Genomic DNA, 12,157 nt, shown 5'->3' on the forward strand with positions numbered 1-12,157 from the left:
TAGATATAGCGCTGATAGGGTAAAGTCGGCGCTTTCAGGACGAAACGTCAGGTAACAAAGTATGGGGCGGTTTTTACGGCAATCGGCCTGGGGCCTGGTGCTCCTGCTGTTCAGCGCACTGGCCTTGGCGCAAACGGTGCCGCCGGCCTTGGTGAATGTGGCGCTGAACCAGCGCGTGATCGATCTGACCCACACCCTCGATACCGCGACCCAGCAGCGCCTGACCGAGCAGCTTGCGGACCTCGAACAGCGCAAGGGTGCGCAGATCGCCGTGATGCTGCTGCCCAGTACGGGCGACGTCGATATCCAGACGTTCAGCACCCAACTGTTGCGCGCCTGGAAATTGGGACGCAAGGGTATCGACGACGGCATCTTGCTGCTGGTGGCCAAGGACGATCGCAAGGCGCGGATCGAGGTCGGTTACGGCCTGGAAGGGCTGGTCACAGACCTGTTGAGCCACCGGATTATCGAGGAGCAACTGACCCCGGCGTTTCGCCAGGGCGATTACGCTGGCGGTGTGCAGCGCGCCGTGGACGCCCTGAGCGTGCTGGTCGAGGGCGGCGACTTGCCGGCAGTGGACCAGCCCCTTGAAACAGTGGATGAAACTGCGGTGTTGCTGGCGCTGATTCTGGGGGCCATCGGCGGGGTGCTGCTGGCCTCGGGCAAGCTGCATTGGCGCCGTGGCCTGATTGCTGGCCTGGTGCTGACCGTGCTGCTGACGGCACTGGCCGCAATTAATGGCAAGGCCTGGCCGATCTATGTGCTGGCGCTGCCGTTTTGCCTGTCGATCAGCGCAGCGATATTCGGCGCGTTGTGGCAGGCCAAGGCGGTGTTTTATTGCGTGTTGGCGCTGATGGCCTACAGCGTCGGCCTGGGGTTGGTGGATCACTACCTGACTGAAGTGTCCTTTATGAACTGGCTGGCATGGCCGCTGGCCGCGCTGGTGGTGCTGGGCCTGTACCTGGTCCTGCTAGCAGTGATGAGAGCCGCCTGGAACCACAGCCGCCTGGGGTTTTGCGTGCAGACGCTGATGGTGCTGGGGGTGTATGGCGCGGCGGGGTACTTGCTGGAGATGGGCCTTGATGGCTGGTTGTTCGCCTTGCCCATCAGCTCGTTCGCGGCGCTGTTCATTTACGGTCAGGGCACGGGCGGGTCGAGCGCCGGTTCCAGCGACCGTTCAAGCTCCAGTTCCAGCTCAAGCTCCGGTGGCGGGTTTTCCGGTGGCGGCGGCTCCAGCGGCGGCGGCGGGGCCTCGGGGAGTTGGTGAAGCCCGCTGCCGGATCAGAGCGTCATCACCATCTCATGCCAGGCCATCCCGCCGTGGTCTGACGCCGAGGGCTGCACATACTGGTAACCCATGCGCGTGTACAACGGCACATGCTGCTCCTTGCACATCAGGTGGATGGTCTGCTTGCCCATCCCGCGCATGCGCTGCACAAAGGCCTGCATCAACTGCGTGGAATACCCCTTGCCCTGGTGCGCCGGGTCGATCACCACCGACATGATCACGACATTCGGCGCATCCGCCGAGTGCCCCACCAACTCCTTGAAGGCCTCATCCGACATCACCACATCATAGGCGCACCCGCCGTTGATAAAGCCCACTACTTGACCGTCCACTTCCAGCGTGAGGAAGCCTTGCGGGTACAGGGCGATACGCGTGGCGATCTTCTCCAGGGTCGCGGCTTCATCACCTTCGTAGGCGCCGATTTCGATCTCGTAGCAGCGGGCGGCGTCTGCCGGGGTGGCGTTGCGTAGGGTGAGGGCGGGCATGGCGGTTCCTGGGTTGGGCGAAGGGCTGCATGATAGCGGGGTCGGTGCGCTGGCGAAAATCCCACTGGCAGGGTTATTCCCGGAGCTTCTCCATCCGAATATCCCCGTCCGGCAATTGCTCCACCACGACCCACCCCAGGCGCTGGTAAAACCCGTTGGCGCGGCTCGCTTCGGCGGTTTCCAGCCAGATCTGTTGATGGTGCTGGAACAACAAGGCTTCGGCCTGCTCCATCAGCCTGCGGCCCAGTCCGTGGCCTTCGAATTCGGGGCGGATGAAGGCGGCAAATACGCAGCCTTCTTCTATGTCGGCCATGGAAAAACCGGCCGCCACACCCTCCACCTCGGCGATCCATACGCAGGGCGCTAGTTGCATGGCTTGCTGGATGGCGTGCGGGGTGATGCCCATTTGCGCCAATTGGTCATGGGACAGGTGGTTTTCCCTGACGCTGGTGCGAATGTCGAAGATGGCGTTGATGTCTGCCGGGGTAGCGACTCTGATCTGACTGTTCATACAGTTCTCGCGGTTTTCCATGAATTCAACCTCGTAGATCCCCCGTGCCGCCAGGGCGCTAAAGGGGCGTGCGAGCGGCCGTACGTCAGTCAGTTCCCAGGCGAACCAGCCTTCTTCGAAATAGCTGGCGCAGGCTGCTGGCACGTCCTCTGGGGCAAACGCACGCACTGCCTTTACGCGTACGATGGCGACGGCCACACCGGCTTCGTCTTCATCGCCATCGGTATGCAGGAAGCGCCCGTTCTCGACAATCAGCAGGTCCTGGGACGGCTCCAGCTGGGGCTGCCAGCGGCGGATTTCCAAAGTTTTTTCGCCTGCGGCGATCCGGCTGCCGCTGGGGCGCACGATGGAGAGGGCTTTGATGGTGCTGCTCCTACAGGGGTGGGCTGTATTTAACGGCTGCCGCTGCCCGCGATGGCACGTTCAGGCTTCTCAACAACCCCGACACATGGATGCGCACAGTAAACGGCGAAATATCCAGGGCCTTGGCGATTTCCTTGTTGGTCTTGCCTTGGGCGATCAGCCGCAATACCTCCTGCTGGCGTGCAGTCAGGGTGTTGGTGTCCAGGGGCAACAGCCCGGAGGGGGCGAATTTGACCAGCACCTCGCCCTGGCGGATGGCGAGCAGGGCCTGGCCGATTTCTTCGGGGGCGATGTTTTTGCCGATAAAACCGTCGGCCCCCAGCGCCATCACCTGTTCGATCAACAACGGGTCATCGACCATCGACACCACGATCAATGTGGTGCGCCGCAGTTGCTGGCGCAGTTCGCCCAACTGGCTGATGCAGGTCAGGCCGGGGAAGCGCAAATCAAGGATCAGGGTGTCGACTTCGCTGCCGCTCTTGAGCATCTGCAGCACGGTGTCCAGGTCGCCGGCCTGTTCCACGCAGGCCTCGGGCAGCAGGCGTTGCACGGTGCGCAGCATGCCTTCGCGAAACATTGGATGGTCGTCGGCGATGATGATCCGGCATGTCATGGGGTGCTCCTCCCTGGGGCCAGGTTGTCCTGTGGCGTGCTACTTTACCACTCTGTTCACCGCCTGCCTGCCGGGTACACAGATAAGACGATGACCGTACAAGGACGTTGCCCATGAAGTTCGTGAAAGACGCCGAACTGGACCAAGCCAACCTGCGTATTGTGGTGGCCGCCTGCGCCATTGTGTACATCGGCCTGCTGGGCTTTTTGCCGGGGCAGTCGATGGACCGCTATGTGCCGGTGATTATCTACATCTGCGGGTTCCTGCTGGTCTCGATTGCGCTGCGCCAGGTGATTGCACGCTGGCCCGGGCATTATCCGGCGCGGCGGGTCTTCGGGATGATCCACGACTACACCGGCACCTCGTTCGGCCTGGTGGTGGGCGGTGAGGCGGCGTTGCCGCTGTATGCGGTGATGGTCTGGGTCAACCTCGGCAACGGCATGCGCTACGGTTCGCGCTACCTGGCGATTGCCACGGGCCTGGCGTTGCTGGCGCTGCTGATTGTGTATCGGCTGACCCCACTGTGGCAGGCGCAGCCCTTTATGGTGCTGATGCTGATGATCACCAGCACGGTGATCCCGGTCTACGCCCACCTGCTGCTGGAGCGCACGCGCAAGGCGTCCGAAGAAGCCATCGCCGCCAACCTGGAAAAATCGCGCTTCCTCGCCCAGGCCAGCCATGATCTGCGCCAGCCCATCCACTCCATCGGCCTGTTTACCGCCTGCCTGCGTGAAGCGCGCTTGGGCGATGAAGAACGGCGGCTGGTGGACAATATCGACCGTTCGCTGCTGAACGTGTCGCAATTGTTCCGCTCCATTCTCGACCTCTACACCTTGGACAACGGCCGGCTGCTGCCCAAATACCAGGTGGTGCACCTCGGTGAGTGGCTGGCCGACCTGCTGCGGCAAAACGCTGAAGCCGCCCGCTGGGCTGGGGTAGAACTGCGCCTGCGCCCCTGCGCCCACTGGGTACGGGTGGATCCTGCGCTGTTGGCAACCATGGTGCAGAACGTGCTCTCCAACTGTTTCAAATACGGCGGCCAGCGCCCGGTGCTGATCGGCGTGCGCCAGCGTGGCGGCGAGGTGATGGTGGAAATTCACGACCAGGGGCGGGGGATTGCCGAGGAACATCTGCCCCGGGTGTTCGAGGAGTTCTATCGTGTGCGCCAGTTGCGCGACAAAGACGTTGAAGGCGTCGGCCTGGGCTTGTCCATCGTCAAGCGCCTGGGGCTGTTGATGGGCATGGACGTGGCGCTGCGCTCACGGGTGGGCCGGGGCACCTCGGTCAGCTTGCGCGGCTTGCCCCTGGCGACCGCGACCCATCAACCGGTGGTGCGTGACGATGCGCGCCAGGCAGGGCTGCTGACCGGGTTGAAGGTGTGCCTGGTGGAAGATGACCACAACGTGCTGCTGGCCACCCAGGCGTTGCTAGAGCGTTGGGGCTGTGAGGTGCAGGCCGAATCGAGCGGGCATGGCCTGGTCAGCGATTGCGACATCATCGTCGCCGACTATGACCTGGGCAACCACGCCACCGGCATCGAGTGCATCGACCACCTGCGCGCGCAGCGCGGGGTGGCGGTGCCGGCGCTGATTCTGACCGGGCATGACGTGGAGAAGATCCAGGCGGCGCTGCACGACCGGCAGATCGCCATTTTGTCCAAGCCAGTGCGCCCCGCTGAACTACGGGGCACCCTGCGCGACCTCAGCCAGGGTTAGTTAAACGGCGTCAACGCGTTACCCCGGGCACCCTTGGGTTGGCAGTAGGCAGCGGGTTTCATCAGGCCGAAGCTGGCCACGGCAAACATCCCGCCGCTGGCACCGCTGGGCACGGAGCAGTTGTAGTCACCGGAAGCGGTGCTGGCGATGTAATAGGTGGTCATGGAGTCGCTGCGTACGTTGGAAACACGCTTGACCGGCTCGCCGAGGTTGGTTTCCGAGAGGGTCTTGAGATGATCTTCGGTGGGTTTGATATTGCTGCAACCGGCAACACCGATCATCAGGGCACCCAGCAGCGCCAGGCGGGTAACAGGGGAGTGCAGTTTCATGGTGTGTCTTCCTTGGGGTTGTTTTGGTGTTTTCAACGCACAACGATCCCTTGCACGGCGGGTTCGACGTGCTGGCGGGGAGCGTTGGGGGTGCCGGCGAATATAGCGCCGGGTGCCTGCGGGGTCGATTAGCACAAGTGTGCTAATGGCACCTTGAGGTCACGGCAAACACAGTTAATTCAGGGAGATTCGAATGCTGCAAATCAGACGCGCCACCCACGACGACGGCCCCATCGCCTTCGACATCCGCCTGCAGGCGATCCGCAGCCAATGCATCGGCGCCTACACCGCCGAGCAGATGCTGACCTGGACCCGTGGCGCCGCCGAGGACGGTTACACCGCGCTGATGGCCAAGCCGTTCTACCTGGGTTGCGTCGATGGCGAGCCGGTCGCCACCGGCATGCTCGACCCGGATCATCGAGAAGTCGGCGCGCTGTTTGTGCTGCCCGGTTTTATCGGGCGCGGGTTTGGCGGGCAGATGCTCGAGCACCTGGAGCAGGTGGCGCTGGAGCTGGGGATTGAGGAGGTGGTGCTGGACGCGACGTTGAATGCTGCAGATTTCTATCGTAGCCGCGGATACGAAGGCGGCGAGCAGTCGATCTATCATTCGCCTACGGGGCTGGAGCTGGCGTGTGTGCCGATGGTCAAGCGTCTGACTGTTTGAACGCGGCGCGCAGGCGCTCGATCACGCCCGGCACCGTGAGCCCGGCCGTCGCGGGTGGCGTCGGGTTCTCACCGAACTCGCGCCAGATAAACAGGGTGAGTTCGGCCCCATCCGTCGCCGCTTGCCCGTTGCTGCCAGCGCCGAAGTCTTGCAGCACCCGGTAGCGCTCATCCTCCCAGAACAGCGTTTCGACCCAGTCATAGACCGGGATCAAATGAAAGTGCAGCGGGAAGCCGGGCATATGCCCAAAGCGGCTGATGTATAGCCACTTGGGTTGGAGCTGTACTTCCATCACCTTCTGGGTTTTCGCCAGTAGGCCACCCATTTGCGCCAGGGCCGCGTCGGGTAGGTCAGCCAACGAGCTGATTGGCGTCTTGGCCCCCAGCATCAAATAACCGGGCAGGGCCGAGGCCAGGTGATGGTTGAGCAGCCAGTGTTCGGTTTCGTGGAGGATATGGGACGGAGCAATGTGCATGGCCGGGCACCTAGGTCGGGCCGGCAGGATACCAAAGGCAACTCCCTGTATGGTGGAATACAGCCCTGGCTACCTGGCTGACCACGGGTGTTGGCGCGGGCATGTGTTGTTGTGCCTGGAGGGGGAGTTGCAGACCGAACTGGAGGATGGCCGCCAGTTCACCCTGACGGCGGGGATGAGTTATCAGGTGGGCAATGACAGGGACGGGCACCGGTCGAGCACAGCAACCGGGGCCAGGCTGTTTATTGTGGATTGATTTGTCGTCCATCGGCCGAGACGGATCCATCGTGGGGTTTTCAGAGTTCGGTGCCCCACCACTCGGTGCCTCGCCTAGGCTCGGCATGCCCGCAGTCAGGCATTGCTCCGTGGGCCCGCCGCGATCGGCCATCCCTGGCCGTGTCGCGGCTACCCCGGCATCCATGCCGGGGTGCCCACTGCGCAATACCTGCCTGCGGCCAGCGTGGTTTAACGGGGCGCCTAAGATCAAAAGCCAGATCAAAAGCAGAGCAACAGCAACAGCAAAACCAGAGCGCGAAGCTGCATTCCCCTGTAGGAGCTGGCTTGCCTGCGATGACGCCCGAAAGAACACATCAGAGTATCTGGTATTCATTCGTCATGGTTAACGACCATCGCAGGCAAGCCAGCTCCTACAGGGGTACGCGTACGCTTCGATGATCAGGTCGGCTGTCAGGCCGCCTCGCTTTGCTTGTGATTTTGATCTTAGGCGCCCCGTTAAACCACGCTGGCCTTCATCCGATATTGATTTGGGGGGTAAACCGGCAGGACGCCGGTTTAGCCGCGCTGGGCCATGGATGGCCCATCGCGGCGGCCCCCCAAATCAATGTCGGATGACGGGCACACCGAGCCTGGGCGAGGTGCCGAGTGGTGGGGCAAGAGCCCTTTTGGTTACTTTTGGCTGGGCCGGCACTCCGGGCTCTTTTCCAAAAGTGAGCCGCCGTAAGGGCGGAACCCTAAGTGGCCGTGACCGCAGCAATGGATATGTACACAACCCCAAGAACCACGAAAGAGATGTGTAAATACCTATGGCCACCGCGAGCAAGCCAGCTCCCACCCTCAGGATCAATGGTTCATATGATGGCCGTCAGTACTGCCCAGGCTGCGGGCCGGCGCCTGGATTTCGAGGGTCTGCTTGTCACCCTTGGCATCTTCCACCGTCAGGGTCAGCGGCACTTGGTCGCCTTCCTTGATCTGGCCCGTCAGGCCCATCAGCATCACGTGATAGCCCTCGGGATCGAGCTTCACCGCCTGGCCGGCCGGGAGTGCCACGGCGTCCACCGGGCCCATGCGCATGACGTCGTCTTTCATGCTCATCTCATGAATCTGCACATCCTTGGCCACCGGCGACTTGACGCTAAGTAGTTTGCTGTCGCTGTCGGCGGTGAGGGTCATGAAGGCCCCGCTCGAATGCTGCCCCGGCACGGTGGCGCGAGCCCAGGCGTCGCTGACCTGCACCTGGGCGCTGGCGTGGGCGGCCAGACCCAGCAGGGAAAGACCGAGGGCGATGCGCTTGAGGGTATGGACAGCAGTCATTAGCAGACCTCCATGACGGTGAGCAGGTCTTCTGCGCACTCTTTGGCGTTAAGGGATGCCGACAGGCCCAGGCGCAGGTTGCCGCGGGTGTCGAACACAAAACTGGTGGCGGTGTGGGACAGGGTGTAGGTGTCGCCGGCGGGGATCTTTTCATAAAAGATCCCGAATTCCTTGGCGGCCACGGCGATTTCTTCCGGCGTGCCGTAGAGCGCTTCGAAGCTGGGGTCGAAGGCCTTGACGTAGGCGTCGAGCACCTGGGGCGTGTCGCGTTCCGGGTCCAGGGTGATAAAGATCACCTGCATGATTTCGCCGTCGCGGCCCATCATCTTCTTGGCCTGCGCCATGCGCGCAAGCGTGGTGGGGCACACGGCCGGGCACTGGGTGAAACCGAAGAACACCACCGGCATCAGGCCGCGGAACGAACTCAGGGTGACGGTCTCGCCGTCGGTGTTCTTGAGCTTGAACGTGCGGCCCATGATCTTGTCGCTCAGGTCCTTGCCGTACTTGAAGTTCAGCTTGGGGCCGGTGTCACAGCCGCTCAACAGGCCCAGGCCCAGCAGGCCCATACCGGTGAGGACCTTGCGACGGGTGAATAACGTACTCATGAAATGGGCGTCCCGTGAAGCGCCTGACGGCTGCGCATAACAGGTCAGTCAGGCTTTGAAAAGCGGTGAACAGTAAGGCTGGGTAGTCTACCGGCCTTGATCACGCTTGATAATCTGCGACGTTCTGCCACAGGGGCGGTGGCCACCTTACCAGCCAGGGCGCTGATTGAGTCTGTGGCACACTGTCGCAGAGACCGCCAAAGGCCCACCGCACAAGGCGTTGGGCAAATGTTTCAACGATTATCAGGGCCCTTGACCGGCATCAAGGCGCCGCTCGTCCGCACTGGGGCACAGTCACGGTACAAGGACCGGCCACCGTGAGGCTCTGATGCTCTATCTCCTGTTCCTGCTGGCCCACCTGTTCGCGGCGCTGATGTTTATCGGCACGGTGTTCTTTGAAGTGTTGATCCTTGCCAGTGTGCACAAGCAACTGCCGGCCCGCGTGATGTTGCTGGTGGAGCAGGGCATCGGCCGCCGCGCCAGGGCCTTGATGCCGTGGGTGCTGCTGGTGTTGTTTGGCGCCGGGATCGGCATGGTCTGGTTGCGCTATCTGCCAGTGCTGGCGGCGCCATCGAGCTCGGCATTCGGTGCCTTGCTGACCCTCAAGCTGATCCTCGCCGCCAGCGTGCTGATGCATTTTTTGCTGACGGTGTGGTTGATGCGCCGTGGGCGGGTCAGCGCGGCCTATTTGCGCTTCGTCCATCTGAGCCTGTTCTGCCATATGGTTGCCATTGTGTTGCTGGCCAAGAGCATGTTCTACATCACCTGGTAAACGTCGGCGCTTGATGCATATCAAGGTGCGCTGCCCGGTCGCACCGCACAATGACCCACCGTAGCCAGACCCGGAGGCCGTCATGCTCACTGTCATTCATCCCGCCCGCGAGTGGCGCCTGCGCCGTGACCAAAGCGTGTTGGACCAGGGCCAGGTCGACATCGGCAAATTCCATCCGGGCATCGGCTCCCTCGACCTGCTGCGCGCCTTGCGCAGCAGCCGTCAGCGCCAACGCCCGCTGGCGCTGAACCTGCAGTGGCCGGCAGGCCTGGTGGCGGATGACTACCTGGGCGCTTTGGAGCAGGAAATCCACCTGGTCGGTTGCCACGTGGGCGGCCGGCAACCGGTGGACCAATTCCATCTGGGCGGCGCCACCCCGGCGATCGCCGACCTGCAACGCTTGATGGCGCACCTGCGCAGCCGCCTGCATTTTCTTGAGCATGACCAGGGTGACTACAGCCTCGACCTCGACCCGCTGCACACCGACTGGGCAACCATGGGCCTGTTGCGCGACCTGGGGTTCAACCACATCAATATCGGCGTGCCGGATGCCAGTGCCGAGGCCACGCCGTCGGTGGCCGGCTATCAGGACCCGGCCCCGATCCAGTCGCTGATCGACGCGGCGCGCACCTTCGGCTTTCGTTCGGTGAATGTCGACCTCGGCTACGGCCATGCCTGGCAGACCTGCGACAGCTTTGCCGCCAAGCTGGCCAGCCTGATCGCCCTGGAGCCGGACCGCCTGCAAGTGTTCGACTATGCCCAGGCGCCACGGCGTTACCAGCAGCAGCCACGGCGTGCGCTGTCGTCGAATGTCGACAAGTGTGGCATGCGCCGCATCGCCTTCCAGCGCCTGGAGGCCGCCGGTTATCACTACATCGGGCTGGGCCAGTTCGTACGCCCCGACGACGACCTGGCACTGGCCCAGGAGCGTGGGCACCTGAGCCGCAATTGCCAGGGTTTTACCCGGCACGGCTACTGTGACCATATCGGCTTTGGCCTGGGCGCCATCAGCCAGCTCGACACCCTGTATGCGCAAAACACCGAAGACCTGGCGCGCTATCGCCAGCAACTGGACAGCGACCTGCTGCCCACCGCCCGCGGTTGGCGCTGCGAGGCCGGCGACCAGATCCGCCAGCATGTGATGGAGCGCCTGGCCTGTGACCTGGAGTTGGATATCCAGGCCCTGGAGCGCCGCTATGGGGTGATTTTTTCCCGCTATTTCTCGGCGATCTGGCCGCTGCTGGAGCATCTGCACCAGGACGGCCTGATCGACCTGTCCGAGCGCTTCCTCTGTGTGCTGCCAGCGGGCCGGCAGCGGGTCGAAGCTCTATGCGCACTGTTTGACCGGGCAGGCAGCGCGGTTCCCCCTTGCTCCAACGATGAGACCATCGATCATGAAAGCGTTTGAGTTCAACCGCGCCCTGGTGCAGAAATACGACCGCCCGGGGCCGCGCTACACCTCGTACCCGACCGCGCCGCAGTTTCACTCAGCCTTTGCCCTGGACGATTACCAGCAGGCGGTAGCGGCCAGCAACCAGGCGTTGGCACCCAAGGCGCTGTCGGTGTACATCCATATCCCGTTCTGCCAGAGCCTTTGCTACTACTGCGGTTGCCACAAGATCATCACGCGCAAGACCCATCGCGCCGTGGAGTACCTGGGCTACCTCAAGCGCGAAATCCAGATGCAGGCGGCGCTGTTCGACCGCGCGCGGCCCCTGACCCAGTTGCACCTGGGCGGCGGTACGCCGACCTACCTCGACGATGCACAACTGGCCGAATTGATGGACTGCCTGGCGCAGGGCTTCAGCCTGGATACCAGTGACAATCATGAGTTTTCCATTGAAGTGGACCCGCGCACCATCAGCGTCGAACGGATCCACAACCTACGCGGGCTGGGCTTCAATCGCCTGAGCTTCGGCGTGCAGGACTTTGATGCCGATGTGCAGGCGGCGGTCAATCGCGTGCAGAGCGAAGAGCAGATTGTGCAATTGGTCTTGGCAGCCCGGCAGGCAAGGTTCAAGTCGATCAGTGTGGATTTGATCTACGGCCTGCCGTTGCAGACCGTGGCCAGCTTCGACGTGACCCTGGGCAAGCTGATTGCCCTGCGCCCGGACCGCGTGGCGGCCTACAGCTACGCGCATTTGCCCACGCAAATCCGTGCCCAGCGCATGATCCGCCCCGAAGACATGCCCCCGCCGGAGCGCAAGCTGGAACTGCTTGAATTGACCATTCGCCGGCTGACCGAGGCGGGCTATGTGTATATCGGCATGGACCACTTTGCCTTGCCCGACGACGAACTGGCCCTGGCCCGGGCCAATGGCACCTTGCAGCGCAACTTCCAGGGCTACTCGACCCATGCCGATTGCGACCTGATCGGCCTGGGCGTGTCGGCCATCGGCAAGGTGGGCGACAGCTACAGCCAGAGCGTCAAGGAGTTGTCCCAGTACTACGCGCGGATCGACGCCGGGCTGTTGCCGGTGCAGCGCGGCTACCGCCTGAACGCCGATGACGTGCTGCGCCGCGACGTGATCAACGGCCTGATGTGCCACGGGCGCATCGACTTTGCCGGGGTCGAGGCCGGGCATGCGATCCGTTTTACCGAATACTTTGCCCACGCGTTGTCGCGGTTGGATGAGCAAGTGGCGGATGGCTTGCTGTACATCGAGGACGATGCCGTGCAGCTGTTGCCCCAGGGGCAATTGATGGTGCGCAGCGTGGCGATGGCCTTTGATGCGTACCTGGGCGGGCAGCAAAAGGGCCAGTTTTCGCGCACGGTCTGAGCCGTT

General features: G+C 62.9%; 13 protein-coding genes and 2 pseudogenes. 7 read left to right on the forward strand and 8 right to left on the reverse strand.

What is annotated here, in order from left to right; translation table 11 throughout:
- Positions 1-61 precede the first annotated feature (61 nt).
- A complete protein-coding gene (locus HBO12_RS00245) occupies positions 62-1,267 on the forward strand; it encodes a TPM domain-containing protein (RefSeq protein WP_170041033.1) in 1,206 nt (401 codons plus the stop codon).
- A gap of 14 nt (positions 1,268-1,281) precedes the next feature.
- On the opposite strand, the gene HBO12_RS00250 is transcribed toward HBO12_RS00245, so the two are convergent.
- From HBO12_RS00250 to HBO12_RS00265, 4 genes and pseudogenes are all read right to left on the reverse strand, one after another.
- A complete protein-coding gene (locus HBO12_RS00250) occupies positions 1,282-1,773 on the reverse strand; it encodes a GNAT family N-acetyltransferase (RefSeq protein WP_169957116.1) in 492 nt (163 codons plus the stop codon).
- 73 nt (positions 1,774-1,846) lie between these two features.
- Entirely contained in the window at positions 1,847-2,284 is a 438-nt protein-coding gene (locus HBO12_RS00255; RefSeq protein WP_170041593.1) for a GNAT family N-acetyltransferase, read from the reverse strand.
- A 117-nt stretch (positions 2,285-2,401) separates the two neighbouring features.
- Positions 2,402-2,629: pseudogene (locus HBO12_RS00260) on the reverse strand (ASCH domain-containing protein); the annotation flags it as partial.
- Positions 2,630-2,657: 28 nt separating this feature from the next.
- Positions 2,658-3,260 (reverse strand): LuxR C-terminal-related transcriptional regulator, encoded by a 603-nt coding sequence (locus tag HBO12_RS00265; protein WP_169957117.1) that lies wholly within the window; start codon positions 3,258-3,260, stop codon positions 2,658-2,660.
- A gap of 113 nt (positions 3,261-3,373) precedes the next feature.
- Here HBO12_RS00265 and HBO12_RS00270 point away from each other — a divergent pair, with 113 nt between their 5' ends.
- Entirely contained in the window at positions 3,374-4,975 is a 1,602-nt protein-coding gene (locus HBO12_RS00270) for an ATP-binding response regulator (protein WP_170041034.1), read from the forward strand.
- Here HBO12_RS00270 and HBO12_RS00275 read toward each other — a convergent pair.
- A complete protein-coding gene (locus HBO12_RS00275) occupies positions 4,972-5,304 on the reverse strand; it encodes a hypothetical protein (protein ID WP_169957120.1) in 333 nt (110 codons plus the stop codon). The genes HBO12_RS00270 and HBO12_RS00275 overlap by 4 nt on opposite strands.
- A gap of 193 nt (positions 5,305-5,497) precedes the next feature.
- Between HBO12_RS00275 and HBO12_RS00280 the strand changes: the two genes are divergently transcribed.
- Positions 5,498-5,968: a GNAT family N-acetyltransferase gene (locus HBO12_RS00280; RefSeq protein WP_169957121.1), complete on the forward strand. Its 471-nt coding sequence runs from the start codon at positions 5,498-5,500 to the stop codon at positions 5,966-5,968.
- Here the strand turns inward: HBO12_RS00280 and HBO12_RS00285 are convergent.
- On the reverse strand, positions 5,949-6,443 hold the full coding sequence (locus HBO12_RS00285) for an HIT family protein (RefSeq protein ID WP_169957122.1): 495 nt from the start codon (positions 6,441-6,443) through the stop codon (positions 5,949-5,951). The genes HBO12_RS00280 and HBO12_RS00285 overlap by 20 nt on opposite strands.
- Positions 6,444-6,492: 49 nt before the next feature.
- Between HBO12_RS00285 and HBO12_RS00290 the strand changes: the two are divergent.
- Positions 6,493-6,699, forward strand: a pseudogene (locus HBO12_RS00290) (DHCW motif cupin fold protein); the annotation flags it as partial.
- An 824-nt stretch (positions 6,700-7,523) separates the two neighbouring features.
- Here HBO12_RS00290 and HBO12_RS00295 read toward each other — a convergent pair.
- Positions 7,524-7,994, reverse strand: coding sequence for a copper chaperone PCu(A)C (locus tag HBO12_RS00295; RefSeq protein WP_170041036.1), 471 nt, complete (start codon positions 7,992-7,994; stop codon positions 7,524-7,526).
- A complete protein-coding gene (locus HBO12_RS00300; RefSeq protein WP_169955790.1) occupies positions 7,994-8,599 on the reverse strand; it encodes an SCO family protein in 606 nt (201 codons plus the stop codon). The genes HBO12_RS00295 and HBO12_RS00300 overlap by 1 nt, the downstream gene beginning before the upstream one ends.
- Before the next feature lie 328 nt (positions 8,600-8,927).
- Here HBO12_RS00300 and HBO12_RS00305 point away from each other — a divergent pair, with 328 nt between their 5' ends.
- The 3 genes from HBO12_RS00305 to hemN all read left to right on the forward strand — a co-directional run bounded on the left by HBO12_RS00305 (position 8,928) and on the right by hemN (position 12,151).
- Positions 8,928-9,371, forward strand: a complete 444-nt coding sequence (locus HBO12_RS00305) for a CopD family copper resistance protein (protein ID WP_169955789.1) — start codon at positions 8,928-8,930, stop codon at positions 9,369-9,371.
- 82 nt (positions 9,372-9,453) lie between these two features.
- Complete coding sequence (locus HBO12_RS00310; protein ID WP_169955788.1) at positions 9,454-10,779, forward strand: oxygen-independent coproporphyrinogen III oxidase; 1,326 nt, start codon at positions 9,454-9,456, stop codon at positions 10,777-10,779.
- Complete coding sequence (gene hemN, locus HBO12_RS00315; protein WP_463671596.1) at positions 10,766-12,151, forward strand: oxygen-independent coproporphyrinogen III oxidase; 1,386 nt, start codon at positions 10,766-10,768, stop codon at positions 12,149-12,151. Before HBO12_RS00310 ends, hemN begins: the two co-directional genes overlap by 14 nt.
- The last annotated feature ends 6 nt before the right edge of the window (positions 12,152-12,157 follow it).

The sequence above is a fragment of the Pseudomonas sp. WS 5059 genome (genome assembly GCF_012985525.1).
GTDB lineage: Bacteria > Pseudomonadota > Gammaproteobacteria > Pseudomonadales > Pseudomonadaceae > Aquipseudomonas.

Bases quoted from the DNA above. Each gene is read 5' to 3' on its own strand.
- HBO12_RS00245 (WP_170041033.1), top strand. From the start codon at position 62: ATGGGGCGGTTTTTACGGCAATCGGCCTGGGGCCTGGTGCTCCTGCTG.
- HBO12_RS00250 (WP_169957116.1), bottom strand. From the start codon at position 1,773: ATGCCCGCCCTCACCCTACGCAACGCCACCCCGGCAGACGCCGCCCGC.
- HBO12_RS00255 (WP_170041593.1), bottom strand. From the start codon at position 2,284: ATGAACAGTCAGATCAGAGTCGCTACCCCGGCAGACATCAACGCCATC.
- HBO12_RS00265 (WP_169957117.1), bottom strand. From the start codon at position 3,260: ATGACATGCCGGATCATCATCGCCGACGACCATCCAATGTTTCGCGAA.
- HBO12_RS00270 (WP_170041034.1), top strand. From the start codon at position 3,374: ATGAAGTTCGTGAAAGACGCCGAACTGGACCAAGCCAACCTGCGTATT.
- HBO12_RS00275 (WP_169957120.1), bottom strand. From the start codon at position 5,304: ATGAAACTGCACTCCCCTGTTACCCGCCTGGCGCTGCTGGGTGCCCTG.
- HBO12_RS00280 (WP_169957121.1), top strand. From the start codon at position 5,498: ATGCTGCAAATCAGACGCGCCACCCACGACGACGGCCCCATCGCCTTC.
- HBO12_RS00285 (WP_169957122.1), bottom strand. From the start codon at position 6,443: ATGCACATTGCTCCGTCCCATATCCTCCACGAAACCGAACACTGGCTG.
- HBO12_RS00295 (WP_170041036.1), bottom strand. From the start codon at position 7,994: ATGACTGCTGTCCATACCCTCAAGCGCATCGCCCTCGGTCTTTCCCTG.
- HBO12_RS00300 (WP_169955790.1), bottom strand. From the start codon at position 8,599: ATGAGTACGTTATTCACCCGTCGCAAGGTCCTCACCGGTATGGGCCTG.
- HBO12_RS00305 (WP_169955789.1), top strand. From the start codon at position 8,928: ATGCTCTATCTCCTGTTCCTGCTGGCCCACCTGTTCGCGGCGCTGATG.
- HBO12_RS00310 (WP_169955788.1), top strand. From the start codon at position 9,454: ATGCTCACTGTCATTCATCCCGCCCGCGAGTGGCGCCTGCGCCGTGAC.
- hemN (WP_463671596.1), top strand. From the start codon at position 10,766: ATGAAAGCGTTTGAGTTCAACCGCGCCCTGGTGCAGAAATACGACCGC.